The organism is Haloarchaeobius lipolyticus (assembly GCF_051208015.1).
Classification (GTDB): Archaea; Halobacteriota; Halobacteria; order Halobacteriales; family Natrialbaceae; genus Haloarchaeobius.
In genome coordinates this window covers 58,570-81,798 of sequence record NZ_JBPKGF010000004.1, presented here as the reverse complement: position 1 = coordinate 81,798, position 23,229 = coordinate 58,570, and the positions used below count along the sequence as shown (strand labels likewise).

The following is a 23,229-nucleotide window of genomic DNA, read 5'->3' as shown; positions in this document are numbered from 1 at the left end:
GGACGAGAATGGCGAACAGGCGACGCGTCCCTCCGCACCCGGCTGCGTCGCACACCCGCTGGACCGGACGCGGCACTGGTCAGTGCACGTCCCGTCTGGCCGCGGATTCCTACTTAAACTCCACCGACGTCGACGCGCTCGACCCCGTCGAGTTCGAGGACCAGGTCCGTCCCGTACGCCGTCGACGGCGTCTGGAACCCCGGCGTCACGTCGCCCCGCTGCGCCTTCTTCGCGGTGAGGACGGCCGTGTCCCTGGTGAGGGCGTATGGGTTCGGGGTGTGCAGGCGCGAGACCTTCCGTCTCACCCCGTCCGAGACCTCGCCCCAGAGTTCGCCGCGGCCGGCCTCGAGCGTCTCCTCGTCTGGGCCGGAGATGCGCCAGTTCACGTACTTCTTGAGGATGGCCTGTACGGGTGAGCTCCCGAGAACGGGCGAGAGCTTCCTGAGTTTGCGGAGTCGCGAGACGGTCTTGGGATTCGTCTCCGCGTAGACCTCGATGTTGGGGATGCCGGTCGAGCGATGCGCCGTCACGACGTCGCCCCACGGGATGCTCATCACGGTCCGGTCGCCGTGGCTGAAGGCGACCTCGCGTTCGCGGGCCGCGAGCGGCACGTCGACCAGGACCCCGTCCTCCCGAATCACGCCACCTTTCCCGAGATTCTCGACCATCGTCAGGGCGGTGCCGCGGGACATTCCCCCGGGAGTGGAGAGCGCGAGCCGCAGGTGGTTGGCCGACGGAAGACGGTCGTGGAGGTGTGCCGCGAGGCAGTCGGAGGGAACCACGTCGAAACCGACGCCGGGGAGCAGCATGACGCCGGCGTCGCGAGCTGCCTCGCCACGCTGCTGGATGGCGTCGAAGACCCGCCACTCGCCTGTCACGTCGAGGTAGTGTGTACCGACGTCGAGGCAACCGTCGATCATCGTGTCGGCGGTGTGGGCGAACGGACCGGCACAGTTCAGGACGACGTCGACGTCCTCGAGGAAGTCGGCGACGGTCTTCGCGTGTTCCGTGGTGAACACGCGAGACCGACAGTCGAGGTCGTCGGCCTGGTCGAGGACCGCTTCTGCGTCCCGACCGGCGAGGATCGGGTCGAGTCCCTCGGCGACGGCCTTCTCTGCGACGAGGCGACCGGTGTAGCCGTAGGACCCATAGACGAGGAGGTTTGCCATGTCTGTGACCCCTCACGGACGAGATATAAACGTAGGTCCTCACGAGGCGGTCTCCGAGCCGGCACCGGTGACGAGGCGGTCTCCGAGCCGGCACCGGTGACGAGGCGGCATACGGTTCGCTCGCGACGAACGACCGTGGCGTTCAAACCGTCTGGCACGTAACGCGGACCATGGACGAGGGAAGCCGCATCACGGCCGTCGAGGAGGTCCCCGAGGAGGGAACCTTCCTCTTCACCGCGATGGAGGGATTCGACGAGCAGGAGGTCGTCCTCACGAGACTCGACGACGGAAGCGTCGCAGCCTGGCTCAACTACTGTCAGCACTGGACGGACGTCCGCATCGACAAGGGCTCCGGTGCCGAGGTTCGCGACGGCGAGCTGGTCTGCACCCGTCACGCGGCGACGTTCCGGAAGGACGACGGTGTCTGTACGTTCGGCCCTTGTGAAGGCGCCGTGCTGGAAGCTGTCGACGTGACCGTCGACGACGGCGACGTCTACCTCACCGACGAGGACTACCGGTTCGACCACGTCGGTCCCGCGAGCGACGTCGACCTGTCCTCAGGCGGCGGCCGAATCGGGTTCGACGGCGTCTGACGGCGATAGGCCGTCCCCCACGCTCACTCGACGACGAACGCCGGCTCCTCGACCGACTCGCTCTTACACTCCGGACACCGCGAGGGCCGGTTGAGGAGGTCGTCGAAGTCCGTGAACCCGCACTCGCGGCACTCCGGCGGTGCGACGAGGAGTTCCTCGTCGGTCGGGTCGAGCGACCGCGAGATGTGTTCGACGTGCCGGAGGGCGGTTCCTGCGGTCACGTCGAATTCGGACGCCAGTCCGCTGGGCGTCTCCGCCCCTGCCCTGAGTCGCTCGGTGATACGCTGGCGGGTGGTCTCGTCTGCCTGGCGCATGGTCGAACGTGGGACGCGAACGGGTAAACCTCTTGTTCCGGTCGGGGTGACTCGTTTCGACCGCGAACAGCCGCCTTCCCAGCTGTGAGTGGGTGGTTCCCTCCCCGGTCGAGTCCGGCTGGTAGACGTGTCGCGACCGAGACTGGTGGCGAAGCGGAACACTGGTGGCGAACCGGAACGGTAGCGGAAGGGTCGTGGAAACGATTCCGACGGTTTCGACGTCTGTCGGGGACGAACGGGTCGAAATCGTATTCGGCCGAACGGTCGGGGGGCTGTGCATCTGGCCGACATAAAGGATAAAGGACTTAGTATCGGGTATTGAACCCGCGAGTATGAAAGCCGTCGTTCTCGCCGGAGGATATGCGACCCGTCTGTGGCCGATTACGAAGGACCGGCCCAAGATGTTTCTCCCCATCGGCGACTCGACAGTCATCGACCAGATCTTCGCGGAACTGGAAGAGGACGCCCGAATCGACGAGGTCTTCGTCAGCACGAACGAGAAGTTCGCCCCCGAGTTCGAGCGCCACCTCGCCGAGAGCGAGTTCGAGAAGCCGAAGCTCTCCATCGAAGACACGAGCGCCGAGGACGAGAAGTTCGGCGTCGTCGGCGCGCTCGCCCAGCTCGTCGACCGCGAAGGCGTCGACGAGGACCTCCTGGTCATCGCGGGTGACAACCTCATCAGCTTCGACGTCTCCGACTTCATCGACTTCTTCGAGGCCAAGGATGCGCCGACGTTGGCCGCGTACGACGTCGGGTCGAGACAGCTCGCGAAGTCCTACGGACTCGTCGAGCTCGAGGGGGACCGCATCGTCGACTTCCAGGAGAAACCCGACGACCCGAACAGCACGCTCGTCTCCATCGCCTGCTACGCCTTCACCGCCGACACTGTCGGTCTGCTCGAAGAGTACCTCGCCGGCGACAACAATCCCGACGAGCCCGGCTGGTTCGTCCAGTGGCTCCAGAACCGCGAGGCGACGTTCGCCTACACCTTCGAGGGCGCGTGGTTCGACATCGGCACGCCCGAGTCCTACCTCGAAGCGGTCGCGTGGCACCTCGACGGCGAGAACTACGTCCACGAGACGGCGACCGTCGAGAACAGCACGCTGGGAGACAACGTTCACGTGATGGCGAACACCGAGATCGTCGACAGCCACATCGAGGACTCCGTCATCTTCCCCGAGGCGACCATCACCGAGACGGAGATCCACGACTCCATCATCGACGAGAAGACGCACCTCGACAATCTCGACCTCTCGGGCGCCCTCATCGGCGCGCACACGCGCATCACGAACGGGCACTGAACGAGTACTGAACAAGTACTGAATGAGCACTGCGCTGACACGAAACACCAGCGCCGAACGGGCCGACATCGCTGTTTCTGCGAGGAGCCGAAGACGAGGGAGGGAGTTATATCGTCAGCATCCGCAGTGGTCGCCATGCAGGGAACTGGCACGGTCGAGGCGGTCTACATCGCCGGCGAGGCTGGCGACCCGGTCCAGGCGGTCGAAGCCGCCGAAGCGGTCGCGCGACGCGGGCTCCGGGGGGACCGCTACTTCGTCGGCGACGGGACGTTCGCAAGCTGGGACGACGAGGACGAACGACCCGCGGGCTACGACCTCACGCTCATCGAGACAGAGGCGGTAGCCGCCATCGAGAGAGAGGCCGACATCGCCCTGGAACCCGGCGAGCACCGTCGGAACGTCGAGACGCGAGACGTCGCCCTCAACCACCTCGTCGGGAAGCGCTTTCGCGTGGGCGAGGTCGTTTGCCGCGGCGACCGTCTCTGTGAGCCATGTGACTACCTCCAACGCAAGACCGAAGACGGCGTCCTGGACGCGTTGTTGCATCGGGGCGGGCTTCGGGCGGACATCGTCGAAGGAGGGACGATCCGTCCCGGTGACGTGGTCGAGCCGCTGGATTGAGGAACCTCGGTGGCGGGTCAGCGCTCCCGTTCCCAGTTCGACGGAGGGTCTCGCACGGATTCGCTCTCTTTCGTGATGATTCTGAGGTAGATGTAGCCGATTGCACCGCAGACGACGACGAACCCGACGAGCAGGTAGACGAGGAGGGTCCCCGTCTCGTTGAGAGCGACGGTCGAGAGGAGCGCTGCGAGGCAGAGACCGGAGCCGACGACGAGGCCGATGAGCTTTCTGAACCCGAGGAGGTGGCCGATGAGGTCGCTCATACTCGAGGGTCGTGAGGAGGGAAAATCACTGTTCGGGTCCTCGTCACGCCGGTTCCCAGCTACCGGCCGCACAGGTTCGTGACGCGATTGCGGACTGACCCACTGAGCAGAAGGTTGCGGACAGCGGTAGGACGGTTCGACCAGCCACAGAGACGCCGGACGCGGCCAGAGAGCCCGAATACGGCCCGGACGCGGTTCACGACGGAACGGGGCGACCCCGCGAGACGAGAACTCCATCGAAGACGAACCAGGTGGGAAGCGACTCGTTACCGCCCGAACGGGCCCGGTGAAACAGTTGCGCTCCCCTGTAACAGGATAATAGCTACGTCAGTGACCGATGATTGATAATTATTGCCTGTTGGGAGGAAGCCGGCGGGTCGCAGAAGATGACACGACAGATAGCGGTTCGAATCGGTGCAGTAACGATGACGGTACTACTGGTCGCGTCGGGATTCGCCGGCCCGTTCGCCGCTTCACAGCCGGCGTTCGCGGCTCTCGACGACGGGATCAGTGTTCCGGGTCCCGGCCTCGCCGCGTCGACCGAGACATCGGCCACGGCCGCGGCACACGATGCAGGGTCGGTCCTGTACCGTGTGAACGTCGGCGGGCCGGCCATCGAGGCGACGGGAACCGGTCCAGCGTGGGACCCGGATACGCCGTTCCTCGTCGCAGGGGGCGAACAGACGAGCACGCCCAGTCCACCGGCCCAGCTGCACCCGTCGGTTCCGAGCTGGGTTCCAGCGGGAATCTGGCAGTACCAGCGCTGGGACCCGACCGGCGGCGAGGAGATGCGCTACGAGTTCGACGTCCAGGCTGGCCAGCGCGTCGAGGTGCGGCTCTACTTCTACGACTCCTACTCCGGGACGAGCCTGGTCGGTGACCGCGTCTTCGACGTTCACGTCGAGGACCAGACCGTCCCGAGCTTCGACATCATCGAACGCTACGGTGACCAGACCGGTGGGATGCTGTCGTTCGACGTCACGAGCGACGGCACCGTCGACGTCCGGTTCTCGACTCTCGTCGAGAATCCCCAGCTCGCCGCCATCGAGGTCGCGTCGGTCGAGCCGCAGCCGAACAGACTCGGCGGTCGGTCGAGCGTCGACTTCGGGACGGTCGTCACCGGCGACAGCGAGACGCGACAGCTCACCGTCACCAACCTCGGTACGGTAGGGGACCCGGCCATCACGGTCGACGGTACGACCGTCGCCGGCGATTCCGCGTTCTCCACCGGGTTCGCAGGAGGCATCTCGCTCGCACCAGGTGAGTCGACCGACGTCCCGGTGACCTACTCACCGACGAGCGCGACCACTGCCACCGGGACGCTCCAGATCGGACACAGCGGCTCCAATGCGCCGATGTCCGTCGGGCTGACCGGGACGGGGTCGCTCACCGCGCCGATTGGCTTCGGTGCCGCCGGACTCTCCGGCGTCACCCTCAGCAACCCGACGTCGCTCGACTTCGGCCCCGACGGTCGGCTGTACGTCACGCAGATGACGGGAGAGATACTGGCGTTCGACATCGTCAGAAACGGCGAGAACGACTACAGCGTGACCGACACCGAGGTCATCACCGCCGTCCACGAGATTCCGAACCACGACGACGACGGCTCGTACAATCCGAACGTCACCACCCGGCAGGTGACCGGAATCACCGTCGAGGGGACCGCCTCGACGCCCGTCATCTACGTCACGTCGAGCGATTCGCGGGTCGGTGCCGGCTCGAGCCAGGCCGACAGCGGCCTCGACACCAACTCGGGGGTCGTCTCGCGACTGACCCGACAGGCAGACGGCAGCTGGGACCACGTCATGCTCGTGCGTGGCCTCCCCCGTTCGGAGCTGAACCACGCGACCAACGACCTCGTGTACGACGCCGCGAACGACGTCCTCTACGTCGGACAGGGTGGCCACACCAACAAGGGCGCACCGTCCGACAACTTCGCGCTGACGCCCGAGTACGCGCTCTCGGCCGCGATTCTCAGTATCGACCTCGGACAGCTCGCCACGATGGCCGAGAAGGACGCCGCGCACACGACCGCCACCTACCTGTACGACCTTCCGACCCTCGGCGGGACCCCTACACCGTTCGGCGGACGGGACGGCGCGAACATGGCCACGTGGACGGCCGGTAGCCCGGTCGACGTCTACGCCTCCGGTTTCCGGAACCCGTACGACGTCGCACTCGCACCGGACGGGACGCTCTACGCGACAGACAACAGCGCCAACCCCGGCTGGGGCGGCATCGTCGTCGGAGAGGGGCCCGCTGGCACGTGTACGAACGAGCAGAACGAACAGGACGAGTTCTCGCCGCCGGGACTGTATCTCGTCGACGCGGGTGGCTATTACGGCCACCCGAACCCGACCCGTGGCAACCCGGCCAGCACGTTCGGTGCCGCAGTCGAGAACGGCCTACACGACCCGGCCAACTGCGACTACCGCGAACCTGGCGGCGACTCGGAGAGCGCCGCGCTCGAAACGTACGGTCCGTCGCCGCAGGGGATGACCGTCTACACCGCCTCGAACTTCGGCGGGAAGCTCCAGGGCGACCTCCTGCTCGCGATGTGGAACACGGGGAGCGTCCAGCGCGTCGACCTCGACGTGACCGGGACGGCCGTCCTCTCGTCCGAACCACTCCTCGAACACACCGGCGCGAACCCCCTCGACGTCACCGCACAGGGCGACGACGACGTCTTCCCCGGTACCGTCTGGGCGGCGACCTACGGGAGCAGCGAGATAACCGTGTTCGAACCGAACGACTACGGCGGCGGCCCTGGCGTCGACTGCACGACGGCCGACCCCGACTCACCGACCTACGAGCCCCTCGGCGACGCCGATGGCGACGGCTATACCAACGCGGACGAGAACGCCGTCGGGACGGACCCCTGCTCGCAGGCCTCGAAGCCCGCGGACCGGGACCAGGACGGTTCGCCGGATTCGCTCGACGACGACGACGACAACGACGGGCTCGACGACACGGTGGACCCGTTCGCCATCGACCCCCAGAACGGACTCGGCACCACGCTCCCGGCCGACCGCCAGTTCCAGCCAGGACAGCACCCGGACTCCCTGTTCGGGCTCGGGTTCACAGGGGTCATGACGAACGGGGACCAGCCCTACTCGGCACTGTACGACGGCTCGAAGGTCCGGGCGGGCGGTGCGGCGGAGAAGATGTCCATCGACGAGGTCCCGTTCGGGACCGCCCTCGGGGCCGCGAACTCGCTGACGTACGCGTTCCAGTACGGCGTCGACACCCCGGACGAACCGTTCGAGGTTCGGGGGACCGTCGTCACGCCGTTCTCGAACGACATGACCCCCCAGAACGGCCAGGCGGTCGGCATCCAGCTGGGCGCGGGTGACCAGGACAACTACCTCAGCCTCTCCGCGACGGCGACCGACTCGGCGGGGAACCCGACCGGCGGGGTACAGGTCGTACGCGAGGTCGGCGGCGTGGCGGAGACGACCACGCTGTCAGAACCGGGCGTCATCGGGAGCGGCCAGACCATCGACCTGTTCCTGACGGTCGACCCGAAGACGGACCCGACGCCCGGCGACGGCGTCGACCACGTGGCTGTGACCGCCTCGTACGCTATCGACGGCGGCCAGCGCGTCACTTTCGGGCAGACGTTCGGTGCGCCGGCAGCGTGGTTCAGCAGTACCACGCAGGGAACCGCGGTCGGCCTCATCAGCACCGCGAGCGGAGCCACCGAGACGTTCTCGGCCTCCTGGGACAGGCTGTCGGTCGTGGCGGTCGCGGCGGCACCACCAGGCGACGGCGAGGTCGTCCACCGGGTCAACGCCGGTGGGTCGACCGTTGCCGCGACCGACGGCGGCCCGGCCTGGAGCGCCGACACGGCGAACGCGCCGAGCCAGTACCTGGCCGCCGGCGGCTCCGTCTCCGCCGGCCTCAGCCAGCCGGCTACCATCGACGGCTCGGTCCCGGCCGGGACGCCTGCTGGCATCTGGGCGAGCGAGCGCTGGGACCCCGGCGCCGCGCCCGAGATGCGCTACGAGTTCCCCGTCCAGCCCGGCGCGACCTACGAGGTCAGACTCTACGTCTACGACAGTTACTTCCGGACCAGCCTGCCCGGCGACCGCGTCTTCGACGTGCTCGCCGAGGGCCAGCCCGTCCTCACCGGCTTCGACCTCATCGGGACCCACGGCGACGACACCGGTGCCGTCGAGTCGTTCACGGTCACGGCCACCGACGCCAGTCTCGGCGTCGAGTTCCGCCACGGCCCGGCGAACCACCCGCAGGTCAACGCCATCGAGGTCGTGACGGTCGCAGATGCGCCGACCGACGGCGAAGTGGTCCACCGGGTCAACGCGGCCGGGCCCACCGTCGCCGCGACCGACGGCGGTCCGGCCTGGAGCACCGACGCGGCGAACGCGCCGAGCCAGTACCTCGTTGCCGGCGGCTCCGCATCCACCGGCCTCAGCCAGCCCAGTGCTACCGACGGCTCGGTCCCGGCTGGCACGCCTGCTGACATCTGGGCGAGCGAGCGCTGGGACCCCGGCGCTGCCCCCGAGATGCGCTACGAATTTCCGGTCGAAGCAGGGACGACCTACGAGGTCAGACTCTACGTCTACGACAGCTACTTCCGGACCAGCCTGCCCGGCGACCGCGTCTTCGACGTACTCGCCGAGGGGGAGGTGGTCCTCGCCGACCTCGACGTCGTCGAACGGTTCGGCGACGACACCGCCGCGATGGTCTCGTTCACCGTCACGGCCGCCGACGCCAGTCTCGATATCGAGTTCCGACACGGTCCGGCGAACCATCCGATGGTCAACGCCATCGAGGTCGTGACGGTCGCAGACGCCCCGAGCCAGGAGACGGTACTCTCTCGCGTGAACGCGGCCGGCCCGGTGATCGCCGCGAACGATGGTGGCCCGGCGTGGGGAGCCGACACGACCGCGTCGCCGAGCCCGCACCTCGTCGCGGGCGGGTCCACCTCCACCGGCAAGCCCCTGCCCGGGTCGGTCCACGGTTCGGTTCCGGACGGGACGCCCGCGGGCATCTGGACGAGCGAGCGCTGGGACCCGGGGAGCGCGCCGGAGATGCAGTGGCGCTTCGCGGCCCAGGCAGGCGAGACCTACGAGGTGCGACTGTACGTCTACGACAGCTACTTCCGGACCAGCCTGCCCGGCGACCGCGTCTTCGACGTGCTCGCCGAGGGGGAGGTGGTCCTCGCCGACCTCGACGTCGTCGAACGGTTCGGCGACGACACCGCCGCGATGGTCTCGTTCAGGGTCACACCGGCGGACGACACCATCGACCTGGAGTTCCGCCACGGCCCGGCGAACCACCCGATGGTCAACGCTATCGAGATCGTGAGGGTCGATTCCGCAACTGCGGCTGCGTAGGGAAGGTGCGGCTGCGTAGGGAAGGTGCGGCTGTGTAGGAAAGGTGCGGCTGAATGACGGGCTGTGGCTGCGTAGCGTGGAGTCGACCGCCTACAGCAGGTCCAGGTCACGCAGGTCGTCTTCGAGGGCGTCGCGGTCGGACTCGTCCATGGTCCGTAGCGGGTCGCGGAGGTCGCCCGCGTCGAAACCGCGCAGGGAGAGCGCCGTCTTCACCCCGGCCATGTACGGGCCGCGCTTGAGCGCGTCGCGGACGTCGTACACCTCGCTCTGGAGCTCCTGTGCTCGTTCCTCGTCGCCCTCGTCGTAGGCGTCGAACAGGTCGACCACGAGCTCCGGGAAGACGTTCGCGACCGCCGAGACCATGCCCGAACAGCCCACTTCGAGGCCGGGGAACAGTAGCGAGTCGGAGCCGGCGAGGAAGGTCAGTTCAGGGTGGGAATCGATGGCCTGTCCGAGCCACGGGACGTTCTTGCTCGAGTCCTTGAGGCCCACCAGATTCTCGATAGCTGCGAGTTCGTCGACCGTCTCCAGCGCGAGGCTGTTGCCGGTCTTCGACGGGATGTGGTAGACGTAGACCGGAAGGTCGACCGCGTCACAGACCCGGCTGTAGTGCCGGACCGCGGCGTCGTGGTCGAGCGGGAAGTAGTACGGCGTGACGACGACGGCGCCGTCGGCACCGGCGTCCTCGGCCGCCCGTGCTCGGTCGATGGTCTCCGTCGTGCTCGGCGAACCGACGCCGGCGATGACGGGGACCTCGCCGCCGACCTCGTCGACGACGGCCTCGACGACGCCGTCGCGCTCCTCGGCCGAGAGCAGCGGGAACTCGCCGTTGGTCCCGAGCGGGAACACCCCGTGTGCGCCGCGGTCGACGACGTAGCGGGCGTGGGCCGCGGTCTGTTCGTAGTCGACCGATTCGTCCTCGTGGAACGCTGTCACCGTCGGCGGGACGACGCCGTGGACGCCGAGCGGGTCGTCGCTGCCGGGTGCGGGTGCGTTGTCGCTCATACGTGGAGATTACCCAGGTCCGAGTTAATTCTTGTCCCGGCTGTTGCATTCGTCGCCGTACAGCCCACCCGTCGGACGGCTCCCCTCACTGCAGACTCGCCAGCCGGTTCAGGGCGTAGACCGTCCGCAGCATCTCCGCGCTCTTTCCCCGGTCGAAGACCAGCTCGTCCGTCGAGAGGACGTGGTCCAGCACGTCGCTGGAGGCGTGTTCCGGGGCGGCCCCGATACCCGAGTCGTTTTCGGCGGCCCAGCGCATCACCCGCAGGTCGGACTTCGAGTCGCCCATCACGAGCGAGAACGGGTCGTCGACGCCGAGCACATCGAATGCGGCCTCGACGCCTGCGACCTTGTCGAGCTCGAGGCTCGTGACCTCGGCCGCGTCCGCCTCGTAGTAGGCGACGTCGATGCGGTCGAAGGTCTCGCGGACGGGGGTCGGAATCTCCTCCAGGTCTACCTCCGGGAAGCCCCCCTTGCGCTCGAGCACCCCCCGGATCTCCGGGTCGGCCTTCGCGTAGTAGGCACGAGACCACTCGGCGGCCGCCGCGGCGTCCTCGTCGGTCGCGCGGGCGACCGCCTCGCCGACGAGGTCGAGCTGGTAGACCAGCCCCTCGTCGATGACCTCGCGGGCGCGCTTGCTCCCCGTCTCGAAGTTCGGCTTCAGCGTCACGTTGAACTCGTTTCCCTGGAGGTGACAGCCGTGCCGAATGGACTCGGGTGCGTCCGTGAGCACGCGTGCGCGAACGTCGTCGAACACGCTTCTGACCGACTCGTCGAGGTCCTCGTACAGGAGCTGCTTCGTCTCCGCGCCGTGGCCCGGCGTGAAGACGCCGTTACCGGCCTCGTAGACGATACTGAGTTCGCCGGAGTGGACGACCTCGCTGCCGAGCCCCTGGATCATGAAGCCCTTGACGTTCTCCAGGGTCTGGCCGGTGCATATGACGATTGGAACGCCGTCCTCGTAGAACTCGGTCAGCAGGTGGAGCGTCTCTCGCGGAATCTCGTTGTCCGTGTTCCCGGCCGACCGGAGGGTCTCGTCGACGTCGAGGACGAGGACGTTGACGGCGCGGCCGTACTTCGAGTAGAGGTCGAGCGCAGTGAAGGCCTGGTCGCGGGTGGCGTGCGAGGCGACCTCGGCGAACGTCTCCCCCGCGGCGAAGGCGTCGCGCACCTCACCCTTCCGGGTCTCCAGCTCCTCGCTCGCGCCCTGCCAGTGTTCGAGCGCGACGCGGGAGTCCACGGGCGGGAACACGTCCACGAACTCCTGGTAGTCGCGGAGCGTCTCGGTGTCGAAGTCGTCGTACAGTCGGTAGAGGAGGTCGTATCGTTCCATGTTGGTCACCAGTTCTCACGCCGCGACTAAAACGGTGGCTGGTGTCGACCCCACGGGTGAGAGCGTGGACACCACGACGAGCGAGTGGTCCTTGTGGCCGAGGAACGACCCGAGCTCGACGGGCCACCGCCAACAGAATCGTTTACTCGAAATAGAATAAATCTTTTGTCGGTGGGGGCCGTCGACACGTGTATGAACGCTATCGCAGTCCGTCGGGGCGAGGACGAACCCGTGGTCATCGAGAAGCCACGGCCCGAACCCGACGAGGGTGAGGTACTCGTCCGGACGCTTCGGGTCGGCATCGACGGCACGGACCACGAAGTCATCTCGGGCGGCCACGGCCGCTTCCCGAACGACGACGACCACATCGTCCTCGGACACGAGGCGGTCGGCGTCGTCACGGACCCGAACGGGACCGAGTGGGAGGAAGGCGACGTGGTCGTCCCGACCGTCCGCCGCCCACCGAACGGAACGAACCAGTACTTCGAGCGCGGCGAGCCCGACATGGCTCCGGACGGCGAGTACGTCGAGCGCGGCATCGTCGGCGCACACGGCTTCATGAGCGAGTACTTCACCAGCCCGGCCGACTGTCTGGTCTCCCTCTCGCGTGAGCGTGCCCACCTCGGCTTCCTGGTCGAGCCCATCAGCATCTCCGAGAAGGCGTTCGAGCACGCGTTCGCCTCGCGCTCCGCGTTCGACTGGGAACCGGAGTCCGCGCTGGTCCTCGGGAACGGGAGCCTCGGGCTCATCACGCTCGCGATGCTCTCGGCCGGCGACTCCTTCGAGCGGCTCTACTGCCTCGGTCGGCGGAGTCGACCGGACCCGAGCATCGACGTCATCGAGGAGCTCGGCGGGACGTACATCGACTCGCGGGAGACACCCGTCGCCGAGATTCCGGGCGCTTACGAGGACATGGACTTCGTCTACGAGGCGACCGGCTACGCGAAACACGCCTTCGACACCATCGAGGCGCTCGCGCCGAACGGGGTCGGCGCGCTGCTCGGCGTGCCCGGCGACTGGGAGTTCGAGGTCGACGGCGGGCGGCTACACCGCGAGTTCGTCCTGCACAACAAAGCGCTCGTCGGGAGCGTCAACTCCAACGTCGGGCACTTCCGGGCGGCCGTCGACCGGCTCGAGACGCTTCCGGAGTGGTTCCTCGACGAACTGGTCACCGGCGTCTACGGCGTGGACGAACTCGACGCCGCCTTCGCCGACGACGATAGCACTATAAAAACGGCCGTCGAATTCCACCGTATATGAAGAACGTCGACGACCTGATCGAGAGTGCAGCGGAGCTGGCCCAGCGAGGGCTCTCCAAGGGCGAGATTGCTGACGAGCTGAACGTCTCCCGCGAGACCGCCTCCTGGCTGGTAGAGCGGTCCGGTGCGGCTGCAGATGAGAGCGACTCCGGAACGACGACGGCCCCCGCCGGCGGCCCGCACGACATCCACGTCGACTGGTCCGCCATCGGTCGCGACAGCTTCCGTCTCGAAGCCGTCACCTCCGCGATGGCCGACCTGTTGAACAGCGAGGGCGAGGACGTCGACCTCACCATCGGCATCGAGAAGGCAGGTGCACCCATCGCGACCCACATCGCGCGCGACCTCGACACCGACCTCGCGACCTACGCCCCACGCAAGCACCAGTGGGACGAGGGCGACCTGGAGGACCTCGGCGGGTCGTTCTCCCGGAACTTCGCGCAGATTCGCGGCCGCGACTGCTTCGTGGTCGACGACACCATCACGAGCGGGACGACGATGACCGAGACCATCGAGGCCATCCGCGACCAGGGCGGTAACCCGGTCGCCGCCTGCGTTCTCGTCGACAAGCAGGGTCTCGACGAGGTCGAGGGCGTCCCCGTCTACTCGCTCCTGCAGGTCATCACGGTCGGGTCGGACGACTGAATAGGCGGACACTACCCCTCGTAACGCCTTTCTGCGACGGTACCCTACGCCGTCCCATGACGTTCGACCCCAACCAGAGCCTCCCGCAAGAGGAGGTCGACGACCTCGTGCGCGAGACCATCGAATCGAACGACGTCGTCCTGTTCATGAAAGGGACCGAGATGATGCCCCAGTGTGGCTACTCCGACCGCGCACTGGGACTCATCCGCCAGTATCGGGACGACTACGAGACGGTCGACGTGCTCCAGTCGCTCGGCGAGTTCCGTGCGGCGCTCGAGGAGTACAGCGGCTGGGAGACCATCCCCCAGACCTACGTCAAGGGAGAGTTCGTCGGAGGGAGCGACATCCTCGCCGAACTCGACGAGCGAGGCGAGCTCGACGAGACACTCAACGGCTGAGAGTTACCGGCTCTTATTCATTTTCCCTACGAAATAAACAGCAGGTCATTTAAACTCTACGCCCCTACTGTGGGGTAAGCGGCTGGCGACTCCACGCACCGTGACACCCCCTTCACCATGTCAGCAGATAAATCCGGCCACGTCTATCGGTTGCATTCGACACTTGAACTACCCCTCGAGACGGTTCGAGACTATCTCGATGGGGATCCAGAACTTCCCGATGGAATCGATGCGGTCGACGTGACCCGACGTAACAACACCCTGATTCTCAAGGCGGTCGGCTCCAACAGCAACGTCAGCAAGTACACGCCGACGGCACAGCTGAAAGCGAGCGTGACGGAGAACCGCGTCTACGAAGAAGAGCCCGACGACCGCCGTGGGCCCCGCTGGGGCGAAGAGGAAGAAGAGGAGATTCCGTCCGAACTCGTCGAGTTCGCCGCGTTCAAGGGCGACCGAGAGACCGTGCTGCAGAACTCGCTCCTGCAGTACGAGATGTTCCAGGTACTCTGCAACATCGCCCGGCAGGCGGAGAAGGGTACCCTCACCGCCATCACCGCGCGTGACGGCGAGCTGGAGGCGACGCGCATCGTCGACGGTGAGGACCGTCCCGCCACCATCGAGGTCGTCGAGGGTCGTCAGGAGAGCAAGGCAGCCAGCAACGGCGTGAACTGGCGCGACAACAAGTTCATCAGCTGAACACGCGCGTCGGCGTGAACCGGGTTCGCCACCCGTCTCGCGCCAGGAGCCGCCGTCCTGCCTCGCCGCATCCACAACCCATTTTCACGTCCCTCCCCAACGTCGAACCACGATGTCTGACCAGCAACAGGAGTCGCCGAAGAGCGCCCCGCTCGCGAACGGTATGCCAGTCCTCGGTCTCGGAACGTGGCAGAACGACGACCCCGAACAGTGTGCCGAGAGCGTCGCCACGGCGCTGGAGATGGGCTACCGTCACATCGACACCGCACAGGTCTACGAGAACGAGGAGGCCGTCGGCCAGGGCATCGAGCAAGCCGACGTCGACCGCGACGATATCTTCCTCGCCACGAAGGTCTGGATAGACAAGCTCGGTCACGACGACGTCCTGGAGTCAACACGCGAGAGCCTCGACCGGCTCGGCGTCGACTACGTCGACCTGCTCTACGTCCACTGGCCGTCTGGCGAGTACGACGCCGAAGAGACCCTGCCCGCGTTCGAAGAGCTGTACGACGAAGGCACCATCGAGCACATCGGCGTCTCGAACTTCGAGCCGGAACACCTCGACGAGGCACGTGAGGTACTCGACGCGCCGGTCTTCGCCAACCAGGTCGAGTGTCACCCGCTACTTCCGCAGGACGAACTCCGCGAGTACGGCGAGGAACACGACGTGCAGATAGTCGGCTACTCCCCGCTCGCTCGCGGCGAGGTCTTCGACCTGCCGGAGATACAGGAGGTCGCCGACGAGCACGACGCTTCCCCGGCGCAGGTCGCACTCGCCTGGCTCCGCGAGAAGGGTGTGACCGCCATCCCGAAGGCGACTGGCGAGGAGCACATCCGCGACAACTGGGAGTCGCTCCAGGTCGACCTCGACGACGAGGACGTCGAGACCATCGACAGCATCGGTGAGACCGAGCGGCAGGTCGACCCCGACTTCGCGCCCTGGTAGGCCGGCACCGACTTCGCCTCCCGATAGGCTGACAGTTCCTTTCTCGATTCTTCCGCCGGTCGTCCCACTCCCGACCGGATGGCGAAGAGATTTTCCCCCGACGTCGCGCTGTCTTCTGCAATGACCGGTCTCGTCGGCGAGATACGATTCGACCTCCAGCGGCTGCACGAGACGTGGATGGAGCTCCTGTTCCCCAGACAGCGGCTGGGCGGCAACTCCGTCCTCGGCAAGTGGAAACCGTCGACCGCGAGCGGAAAGGTCGCCTACCGCGGCTGGGGCGCAGTCGGCGTCCTCGTCGTCGCTCTGCTCTACCCGTTCGCGCTCACGGGCGTCGTCGCCCGGTACGTGGCGTACAATCTCGACGACTTCTCGGAGTATCTCGGCCTCGTGGGCTCGGTCCTGTTCGTCGCGCTCGCGTGGGGTGCCCTGTCGGCGCTGGCACGGTTCCAGTTCTCCTTCGCTGGCTTTCTCGCAGTCGCCGCGGCCGCCGTCGTGGCGACCGTCTCCGCAGGGCTCGCGGTGCTGTTCTCTCGCGTCGGCGGCAGGGGAACCTCGATACTCCTCGCCTACCCGCTCGCGATGACGGCAGTGTTCCTCCCGCCCGTCGTCGCGGCGTTCTACTCGCCGACTCTCGGGAAGGTCGTCTTCACCGAGAGCGAGTCGCTCGCCATCTGGTTCCTCGACAACGTCGTCGCCGTCGGCGGCATCAACGACTACCTCCGCACCCAGTACGACCTGACGGGAATCGCGTACATCCTGGTGTGGCTGGGCGTCTCGGTCCCGCTCGGCTGGCTGGTCGGCGTGCTCGTGTCGCTGTCGGAGGTCGTCCGGCCGACCGACTGACGCTCCCCTACCGGCTCCGTCGCCGTTTTCTCGTTGCAGTCCCAACAGGTCCGCATGGAATTCGACCTCCCGAAGACCGTCGCGGCACTCGTCGGACTCGTCGTCCTGGGCGTCGCCGGCCTCATCGCATCGCCAGTCCCGATGGAGACCAGCACCATCCTGATGATGGTCGCGCCGTCGATGCTCGTCTACGGACTCGTCTGCCTCGCCATCGGCGTCAAACACGGCGAGTGGCGGGCGGCACACTCGCAGTAGCGGACGGAAACGCCTTTCTTTCGACGGAGTGACGACTCGCCAATGAGTGACCGCTCTCGCGAAACTCGCGACCCCGGGTCGCCTGACCTCGATTTCCAGACCGTCGGGCGCGTTTTCGCGGCGGTGTCGGGCCTGCTCGGCGTCGTCTTCGTCGCCAGTCCGCTCTTCCTCCTCCAGACCGCGGCCGCGGACCCGGGAGCCGCACCCGTCGCTCGAATCGTCCAGGGGACCGCCGTGGGCTACGGGTTCTGTCTCCTCGCTATCGCGTGGGTCGGCCGCCACGGACAGCGGGCACTGGCGACCGTCGCACCAGCGCTGCTGGGCGTCGTCCTGCTCGTCGCCGGCCCGGTGACGAACTTCGAACTCGGCCTCGACGTGTTCAGCTGGACGGGGCTGGCGCTCGCGTCGGTGTTCGTCGCCGGTCTCCCCGCCATCTGGGTGGCCTACCGGGACCGACCGGTCGAGTGAATCGAGAACGAGAGAAAGACGGCTGTCAGTTCAGTGGTCGTCTTCGCGCCACTTGTGCTCGCACTCCGTGCAGATGAAGAAGCGCGTCTCGGACTCGTCGGCGGAGCGAATCTGTTGCATGTACCAGTACGCCTCGTCGTTCTCACACTTCGGGCAGATGGTGTTGGTCTTGGCGAGGCCCTTGTCCTCGGCGTCGCTCACGTCGACGATCTCGCTCTTCTCCTGTTTCTGCGTGGTCGTCATCGACGCCTCGGAGACGGCATCGCGGGCCTTCTCGTAGCCACAGCTGCCGCAGACCCAGTTATCCCCCTCGGTCTTCATCATCGAACCGCATTCGTCACAGAACTCCATTACTAGCCCTGAGTAACCTGCGCGGTGAACTTAAGGTACCCGCTTCACCTCACGCGGGCGTGGTGTGGGTGTCGAGTCCAGCGCCACAATCTCGCGATTACCCCTCGCCTTCCGACTGGCCCGGCTCGCCGACCGCCTCGATGGGCATGTGCTCCTGTAGCTCCAGGTGAAGTTCGTCGGCCGTGGCGAACGACTCGGTCTCGGCGCGGGAGACGATGTCGCCGAGGTTCGCCTCGCCGTCGGCCAGTTGCAGTGTGACGTCCGACAGCTCGGTGGCAGCTTCGTCCCTGAACACCGGATACGAGAGCCCCGACAGCACCCGTTCGAGGTCGTTCAGTTTGACCTGTTGTGTCATGGACTACTATACGTCGCCAGTCACCTTGACTGGCGTGGCGCGTCGTGCCCGAAATCGGTCACGTCGCTCGTCGCGGTCAGACAGAACTACCAAATAGCGGTCGTGCGTATCCGCCGCTCATGACTCTCTCGGACGAGGCCCGCGAGCGGCTGGCAGACATCGTCGAACTGCAGCCGACGAAGAACAGCGAACTCCAGGAGCGGTGGGGGCTGGAGAGCGGGAGCGAGGTCCACCAGTACCTCGAAAGCGAACTCAAGGAGTACTACTTCCGCGACGACAACAGCCTCATCCGAGCCACGGCCGAGGCCGCCGAACTGGTCGACGTCGAACCCGGTGTCCAGGCCGACGAGGACGGCGACGGGACGCCCAGTGCCGTGAGCGTTCCCGAGCTCCAGGCGCACATCATCTCGGTACTCCCTGCGCCCGAAGAGGACGGCAGGAGCGTCGTGAGCGTCCTCCACGCCGTTCGCGACGAGTTCGGCGATGAGACCGACGCCGACGAGGTACGCTCGGGGCTCCAGTCCCTCCGGCGCAAGGGCGTCGTCGAGGTCGTCTACACGACCGTCCCGACGTTCCGGCTCGCCGTCGAGCGGGACTCGGTCGAGGTCAGCATCGCCTCGTAGCGAGCAGATGACCGATACAGGCCGATGACCGTCGTCCTCTGCGGAGTCGGCGCGGACACCACGAACGTCTCCTTCCACGACTCCCGGGTCCCGCGAATCGACGCCGCTGGCCGCTTCGAGTATGTCCCCATCCCGGAGAAGACCCGGGAGACGACCGAATCGAAGAGCTACGGTGACCTCCGGCTCCGCCACACCGACGGGTCGATGGCCGACGCCATCGCCAGCCTGACACCCGACCCGGACGGCGACGGCGGGCGGATGACGGACCCCGACGCCATCGCGAGCTACCCACCCCACCACGACCCGAACTTCGACGCGCCGACCTACGGCGAGCACCGCCCCGCGTACACCGCCCGGCTCGCCGAACTGACGCCCGGAACGGACGCCGTCGGCTTCTACACCGGGCTGGAGGACGAGGACGGGCGACTGCACCGGTACCTCATCGGGTGGTTCCGCGTGGCGACGAAGACGATTATCGACCCCGACGACGATTCCGAGACGAAACGAGAGAAGCTCGCCAGGCATCCGGAGAACGCCCACGCGAAGCGGGCCGTCGACGGCGTTCCGTACCGGAACGGCCGCAGAATCGTCATGGTCGACGGCGACGACGGTGCCCTGTTCGACCGCGCAGGGCCTCGGCTGAGCGTCTTCTCCGCTTTCGGCGGCGACCGGCGGGGCTACTACCTCGACGACGAGTTCGCGCGCCGATTCCGGGTCGTCCGGCCCGCGCACGACCCCGACAGCGGCGCGCGGGCCGACAAGGCGGGCCTGACGCGAAAGCCGGCCGTGGTCTGCGACCTGACCGCCGACGAGTTCGGCGAGCTAGTCGAGGACTGACGGCGCGACCAACCGGGCGAGGAGCCGAATACCGGGCCGTCACTTCTACTCCTCCAGCCCCGGCCGTCGCCGCTCCCGCCTCGCCGCGAGCAGCTTCTTCAGCCGTGTCCCCGGTCCCCCCTCGATGGGCCAGCCCTTCGTCCGCCACGCCGGGGGCTCCGGCTCGAACGCCGAGCATCGGTACGAGCACTCGCCCGCCGTCTGGCACCGTCCCTTCGCCGCGCACCAGGGAAGGAGCGGCCCGTCTTCGCGCAGCTCGAAGTGCCGACAGTCTGGCCGCATCGTGTCGGCGAACGACCGCCAGCCGCGCTCGTAGGCACGCTCCGCGATCTGGAGCCGCTTGCTCGCCTTCCACTCGGGGTCCGCGTACTCGAAGCTCGCCGCCGAGGCGTCGAACTCGCCGCCGTCTGGTCGGTCGAGGATACGCGTCCCGGGGTCGTCGACCGCGAGCCGACCCGCGTGCCACGCGACCGACGCGGCCGTGTTCCCCCGCTCGTCCGGGCCTGAGACGGTGAGGATACCCGCCTGGACGGGCATCCCCTCCAGCAGGACCGGCTCGATTCGCGCGCCCGTCTCGCGCGTCGCGACCCAGGCCTCGTCGGCGAGCGAGAGTGCTACGTCGTACTCGACCTGCGGGACGAGCTCGCGGGCGGCGCTCGCGTCGAGGTCCGGTTTGTTCTCAATGGCGACAATCCGGCGGACCCACTCCGGGTAGGCCCACTTCCGGCGAATCTCGATGCGGTTGCCGTTCTTCCGTTGCTCGACGACGTCCCGGTCCGCAGCCTGGTGGATGGCCTCGCGGACGTACCGCCACGGATAGCCCGGATGTGGAAGCGCGTCCCGGTAGTAGGTCCAGTCCTCGGGCGCGTTCCGGACGACGTGGAGGAGGTCGGAGTCGAGCGCGTCGAGGCCGAAGTTCGCCCGCTGGCGCAGGCCGTCGGGGTCGCACTCGAGGACGATGGTGTCCCAGCGGCGGCGACGGGTGCCGAGCTGACGCGCGACGAGGATGGTGGTGTCGCCGTCGCTCGAAGACCCCTCCGGCGGCCACTCGCGCTCCGCCCAGCGGCAGACACGCAACTCGAAGCCGAACTCGGTGTCCTCGCCGGGTAGCATGGCTGTGTGTGGGTGGGGGTTCGTTGAAGGAGTTTCGGTGGTCGGTATCTCCCGGTCACTCTGTTCGGGCCATCGTCTGTGGCCAGACTTCGAAGTAGCAGTTCCCGAATCGCGATTGAAGCGAGACCGCTACAGCTCCTCCACCACTGCTCACGAGGCGACTGCGTCGCCTCGCTCTCCTCCCCAGCCGATTCGCCTCGCTCGCTCCGCTCGTTCGGCTCATCCCTCGCGCGCTTTCACCGACAGCCCCTCGCCTTCGAGGTTCTCACTCGCTCACGCTCGCTCCGAACCTCGATACTGCTCGGGACTGCCGCCAGCGCGCGCCAGAGTGATCGTGTAGAAATCGTAGCACCGTCGCTCCGTGACGTGTAGAAAGGGGGAACGAAACTGACAGACGGCCGCGGGGCCGGTGGCGGCTCAGATGCCGCCGTTCTTCTCCAGTTCGTCTAGGAACTGGTGCGCGTCTTCGAGTATCTCGCGCGGGCCGTCCTGCGTGACGGTGTTTATCGCCTGTTCGTAGTCGCGCCACTGCATGTCGCGATGTTCTTTCGATAGTTCAGCAGACGCCTCGTACGACTTCGCGATGAACAGGTGGACCGTCTTGTGGATGGTCTTCCCGTTCGCCTCGAAGACGTAGTTGTAGTCCTCTCTGAATCCGTCGATGAGACGGAAGTCGTGGATGCCTGCTTCCTCTTTCACTTCTCGGATCGCCGTCTGTTGGAGTTCTTCGTCCCCTTCGACACCGCCCTTCGGAAACTCCCAGTCGCCCGGGCGGCTTTTCAGCAGTAAGTACTCGCGCCGGCCCCGCGTGTCCCGAAAGAGGATGGCACCTGCGCTCGTAGCTTCGACTGCCATTACCCCTTGGTAAAGCATCCCCAGTTAAGAGAATATCGGAGCGTCCGTCAGGCCCCATGGGCCGGCGCGTCTACCGCCAGTCTTCAGACGCATCTCAATGGCTTTTTGACGCTCAAGAGCCACACAACGTAGTAACGACCATGAGTTTCACAACACGCCTCACACTCCAGAGCGGGGACCGAGCCGTCCTCGACTCGGTGGTAGACGACATCAAGGCCACGGTTTCGCGGAAAGGCGCCGAGATGAAGGGCCCGCACTCCTCGCCCCCGGAACGCCTGCGTGTCCCGTGCTACAAGCGCCCGGGCACCGGCGACGAGGAGAGCTTCGACGACTGGAGCTATCCGGTCTACAGCCGCGAGATAGAGATCGTCGGGCACGACGAGCTGGCGAGCGCCATCGCGCACCGTGAGTTCCCCGACTCCATCCACGTCGAGGTCGAGGTCGAACAGATCCGCTCGATGGGCTCGTAATCGAAGCAGCGTCGTCTGCGCCGCTACCGGCTCTTCTCTCCCTCTTTTGCCGGCGCCTCGCCGTCACCGTGGCGTTTCCAGCGAAGCTGAACCACGGCATCGTGTTTCTCACCGCCGAGTGGGCCGGGGCGCGAGACGTGTCGAGTCCGGATGCGCGCGTCGCCTGGCGGCGGGAGTGTCACGGTCTCGGACTCGGTCTCGACCACCAGTCGCGTCTCCGCCTGGATGGCGCCGTCGAGCGTCTCCAGCTCGTCGACGAGACGGTCCCAGTTCGTCGTCGGGACCGTGGAGTCCTGCCAGACGATCGTCTTCGCCGTCTCCGCACGGCCCGCGAGCACCGCGTTGAGTATCGCCCCGACGAGCAGGAACAGCCCCGAGACGTACAGCCAGATGAGTAACAGGAGGACGCTCCCGACGATACCGTAGGCTCGCGAGGCTGCGACGGTGGTGTAGTAGGTGAACACGGCCTCGGCTACGACCCAGCCGACGGCGGCGAAGACCGTGCCGGGCAACACCTCCCGGACGGTCAGGTCGGTGTCGGGGAAGACGTAGTACATCGGGAAGAGCGCGAGCGAGACGCCACCGGCGACCGCGAGGTAGTCGACCAGAGGGTCGTACCGGGTGGCCGACCCGGCCGGGATGACGGCCCCCGCTGCTGCCGCCACGACGACCGCGAGCCCAACGGCCAACAGGACGGTGAGCCCGTCGACGACGTGACCGACGAGTCCGCTCTGGGCCTCATCGTGGTAGACGTCGGAGAACACGGTATCGAGGACGCTGAACACCTGGAACAGTCCCCAGAGGAGGGTGACCGAACCGAGGAGCGTGATTCCGGTATCGTCGGTGGCGTTCGTCACCGCGAGCGAGAGGAGGTGCGCCTGCGTCGGCGAGATGTACGACGCGACCGTCGTGACGACCGTGTGACCGAACGTCGGCTGGCCGATGTGGTGGAACACGCTGACGACGACGAGCAGGAACGGCACGAGCGAGATGAAGGCGTGGTAGGCGATGCTCCCGGCCTTGAACGAGACGCGTTCGGCGCGAATCTCGCGATAGACGCCTCGGCAGACGCTGGCGAGACGTCCACCGGACCCGAACATGGCGCTATCTCGGCATCCCGTGGATGAAAAACGCCGGCCTATCCACCTCACGCAGACGGTCG

The 23,229-nt window shown here is 66.8% G+C and carries 25 protein-coding genes; 15 read left to right on the top strand and 10 right to left on the bottom strand.

Annotation, left to right across the window (positions count from 1 at the left end; genetic code table 11):
- Window positions 1-113: 113 nt before the first annotated feature.
- The gene (locus tag ACSC1Y_RS12705) at window positions 114-1,169 is read right to left on the bottom strand and encodes a saccharopine dehydrogenase family protein (protein WP_435335255.1); all 1,056 of its coding nucleotides are present in this window, start codon (window positions 1,167-1,169) and stop codon (window positions 114-116) included.
- Window positions 1,170-1,339: 170 nt separating this feature from the next.
- On the opposite strand from ACSC1Y_RS12705, the gene ACSC1Y_RS12700 reads away from it, so the two are divergent.
- On the top strand, window positions 1,340-1,762 hold the full coding sequence (locus ACSC1Y_RS12700) for a Rieske (2Fe-2S) protein (RefSeq protein ID WP_435335254.1): 423 nt from the start codon (window positions 1,340-1,342) through the stop codon (window positions 1,760-1,762).
- 23 nt (window positions 1,763-1,785) lie between these two features.
- On the opposite strand, the gene ACSC1Y_RS12695 is transcribed toward ACSC1Y_RS12700, so the two are convergent.
- Complete coding sequence (locus tag ACSC1Y_RS12695; protein ID WP_435335252.1) at window positions 1,786-2,076, bottom strand: transcriptional regulator; 291 nt, start codon at window positions 2,074-2,076, stop codon at window positions 1,786-1,788.
- A 332-nt stretch (window positions 2,077-2,408) separates the two neighbouring features.
- Between ACSC1Y_RS12695 and ACSC1Y_RS12690 the strand changes: the two genes are divergently transcribed.
- Together ACSC1Y_RS12690 and ACSC1Y_RS12685 are read left to right on the top strand one after the other, a co-directional pair.
- Window positions 2,409-3,377: a nucleotidyltransferase family protein gene (locus tag ACSC1Y_RS12690; protein ID WP_435335251.1), complete on the top strand. Its 969-nt coding sequence runs from the start codon at window positions 2,409-2,411 to the stop codon at window positions 3,375-3,377.
- Window positions 3,378-3,512: 135 nt separating this feature from the next.
- Window positions 3,513-3,998, top strand: coding sequence for an MOSC domain-containing protein (locus tag ACSC1Y_RS12685; RefSeq protein ID WP_435335250.1), 486 nt, complete (start codon window positions 3,513-3,515; stop codon window positions 3,996-3,998).
- A 17-nt stretch (window positions 3,999-4,015) separates the two neighbouring features.
- On the opposite strand, the gene ACSC1Y_RS12680 is transcribed toward ACSC1Y_RS12685, so the two are convergent.
- Window positions 4,016-4,261: a hypothetical protein gene (locus ACSC1Y_RS12680; protein WP_435335249.1), complete on the bottom strand. Its 246-nt coding sequence runs from the start codon at window positions 4,259-4,261 to the stop codon at window positions 4,016-4,018.
- Window positions 4,262-4,647: 386 nt separating this feature from the next.
- Between ACSC1Y_RS12680 and ACSC1Y_RS12675 the strand changes: the two genes are divergently transcribed.
- Entirely contained in the window at window positions 4,648-9,618 is a 4,971-nt protein-coding gene (locus ACSC1Y_RS12675; protein WP_435335248.1) for a malectin domain-containing carbohydrate-binding protein, read from the top strand.
- A 90-nt stretch (window positions 9,619-9,708) separates the two neighbouring features.
- Here the strand turns inward: ACSC1Y_RS12675 and ACSC1Y_RS12670 are convergent, their stop codons facing one another.
- Together ACSC1Y_RS12670 and ACSC1Y_RS12665 are read right to left on the bottom strand one after the other, a co-directional pair.
- On the bottom strand, window positions 9,709-10,623 hold the full coding sequence (locus tag ACSC1Y_RS12670; RefSeq protein WP_435335247.1) for a dihydrodipicolinate synthase family protein: 915 nt from the start codon (window positions 10,621-10,623) through the stop codon (window positions 9,709-9,711).
- Between the two features lie 85 nt (window positions 10,624-10,708).
- Window positions 10,709-11,953 (bottom strand): HAD family hydrolase, encoded by a 1,245-nt coding sequence (locus ACSC1Y_RS12665; RefSeq protein WP_435335246.1) that lies wholly within the window; start codon window positions 11,951-11,953, stop codon window positions 10,709-10,711.
- A gap of 192 nt (window positions 11,954-12,145) precedes the next feature.
- Here ACSC1Y_RS12665 and ACSC1Y_RS12660 point away from each other — a divergent pair, with 192 nt between their 5' ends.
- The 8 genes from ACSC1Y_RS12660 to ACSC1Y_RS12625 all read left to right on the top strand — a co-directional run bounded on the left by ACSC1Y_RS12660 (window position 12,146) and on the right by ACSC1Y_RS12625 (window position 17,463).
- Window positions 12,146-13,213, top strand: a complete 1,068-nt coding sequence (locus ACSC1Y_RS12660; RefSeq protein ID WP_435335245.1) for a glucose 1-dehydrogenase — start codon at window positions 12,146-12,148, stop codon at window positions 13,211-13,213.
- Window positions 13,210-13,857 carry a transcriptional regulator GfcR gene (gene gfcR, locus ACSC1Y_RS12655; protein WP_435335244.1) on the top strand — a complete coding sequence of 216 codons (648 nt, stop codon included), beginning with the start codon at window positions 13,210-13,212 and terminating at the stop codon, window positions 13,855-13,857. The genes ACSC1Y_RS12660 and gfcR overlap by 4 nt, the downstream gene beginning before the upstream one ends.
- Window positions 13,858-13,913: 56 nt before the next feature.
- The gene (locus tag ACSC1Y_RS12650; RefSeq protein WP_435335242.1) at window positions 13,914-14,255 is read left to right on the top strand and encodes a glutaredoxin family protein; all 342 of its coding nucleotides are present in this window, start codon (window positions 13,914-13,916) and stop codon (window positions 14,253-14,255) included.
- 117 nt (window positions 14,256-14,372) lie between these two features.
- Window positions 14,373-14,951: a DUF7110 family protein gene (locus ACSC1Y_RS12645; RefSeq protein ID WP_435335240.1), complete on the top strand. Its 579-nt coding sequence runs from the start codon at window positions 14,373-14,375 to the stop codon at window positions 14,949-14,951.
- Window positions 14,952-15,063: 112 nt separating this feature from the next.
- Window positions 15,064-15,897: an aldo/keto reductase gene (locus ACSC1Y_RS12640; RefSeq protein ID WP_435335239.1), complete on the top strand. Its 834-nt coding sequence runs from the start codon at window positions 15,064-15,066 to the stop codon at window positions 15,895-15,897.
- Between the two features lie 108 nt (window positions 15,898-16,005).
- The gene (locus ACSC1Y_RS12635) at window positions 16,006-16,740 is read left to right on the top strand and encodes a hypothetical protein (RefSeq protein ID WP_435335782.1); all 735 of its coding nucleotides are present in this window, start codon (window positions 16,006-16,008) and stop codon (window positions 16,738-16,740) included.
- A 54-nt stretch (window positions 16,741-16,794) separates the two neighbouring features.
- On the top strand, window positions 16,795-16,995 hold the full coding sequence (locus ACSC1Y_RS12630) for a DUF7333 family protein (RefSeq protein WP_435335238.1): 201 nt from the start codon (window positions 16,795-16,797) through the stop codon (window positions 16,993-16,995).
- A gap of 42 nt (window positions 16,996-17,037) precedes the next feature.
- Complete coding sequence (locus tag ACSC1Y_RS12625; RefSeq protein ID WP_435335237.1) at window positions 17,038-17,463, top strand: hypothetical protein; 426 nt, start codon at window positions 17,038-17,040, stop codon at window positions 17,461-17,463.
- Between the two features lie 30 nt (window positions 17,464-17,493).
- Here ACSC1Y_RS12625 and ACSC1Y_RS12620 read toward each other — a convergent pair whose 3' ends face one another.
- Both ACSC1Y_RS12620 and ACSC1Y_RS12615 read right to left on the bottom strand, forming a co-directional pair.
- Window positions 17,494-17,814, bottom strand: coding sequence for a transcription factor S (locus ACSC1Y_RS12620; RefSeq protein WP_435335236.1), 321 nt, complete (start codon window positions 17,812-17,814; stop codon window positions 17,494-17,496).
- A gap of 97 nt (window positions 17,815-17,911) precedes the next feature.
- A complete protein-coding gene (locus ACSC1Y_RS12615) occupies window positions 17,912-18,169 on the bottom strand; it encodes a DUF5789 family protein (protein WP_435335235.1) in 258 nt (85 codons plus the stop codon).
- A 119-nt stretch (window positions 18,170-18,288) separates the two neighbouring features.
- Between ACSC1Y_RS12615 and ACSC1Y_RS12610 the strand changes: the two genes are divergently transcribed.
- The gene (locus tag ACSC1Y_RS12610; protein WP_435335234.1) at window positions 18,289-18,792 is read left to right on the top strand and encodes a DUF5797 family protein; all 504 of its coding nucleotides are present in this window, start codon (window positions 18,289-18,291) and stop codon (window positions 18,790-18,792) included.
- 24 nt (window positions 18,793-18,816) lie between these two features.
- The gene (locus ACSC1Y_RS12605; protein WP_435335232.1) at window positions 18,817-19,629 is read left to right on the top strand and encodes an Nmad3 family putative nucleotide modification protein; all 813 of its coding nucleotides are present in this window, start codon (window positions 18,817-18,819) and stop codon (window positions 19,627-19,629) included.
- 45 nt (window positions 19,630-19,674) lie between these two features.
- Here ACSC1Y_RS12605 and ACSC1Y_RS12600 read toward each other — a convergent pair whose 3' ends face one another.
- Both ACSC1Y_RS12600 and ACSC1Y_RS12595 read right to left on the bottom strand, forming a co-directional pair.
- Window positions 19,675-20,742 carry a DUF5787 family protein gene (locus tag ACSC1Y_RS12600; RefSeq protein WP_435335231.1) on the bottom strand — a complete coding sequence of 356 codons (1,068 nt, stop codon included), beginning with the start codon at window positions 20,740-20,742 and terminating at the stop codon, window positions 19,675-19,677.
- 417 nt (window positions 20,743-21,159) lie between these two features.
- Window positions 21,160-21,597: a bis(5'-nucleosyl)-tetraphosphatase gene (locus ACSC1Y_RS12595; protein WP_435335230.1), complete on the bottom strand. Its 438-nt coding sequence runs from the start codon at window positions 21,595-21,597 to the stop codon at window positions 21,160-21,162.
- A 140-nt stretch (window positions 21,598-21,737) separates the two neighbouring features.
- On the opposite strand from ACSC1Y_RS12595, the gene ACSC1Y_RS12590 reads away from it, so the two are divergent.
- Window positions 21,738-22,067: a 30S ribosomal protein S10 gene (locus ACSC1Y_RS12590; protein ID WP_435335229.1), complete on the top strand. Its 330-nt coding sequence runs from the start codon at window positions 21,738-21,740 to the stop codon at window positions 22,065-22,067.
- A gap of 23 nt (window positions 22,068-22,090) precedes the next feature.
- Here ACSC1Y_RS12590 and ACSC1Y_RS12585 read toward each other — a convergent pair whose 3' ends face one another.
- Window positions 22,091-23,167, bottom strand: a complete 1,077-nt coding sequence (locus ACSC1Y_RS12585; RefSeq protein ID WP_435335228.1) for a YihY/virulence factor BrkB family protein — start codon at window positions 23,165-23,167, stop codon at window positions 22,091-22,093.
- Between the last annotated feature and the right edge of the window lie 62 nt (window positions 23,168-23,229).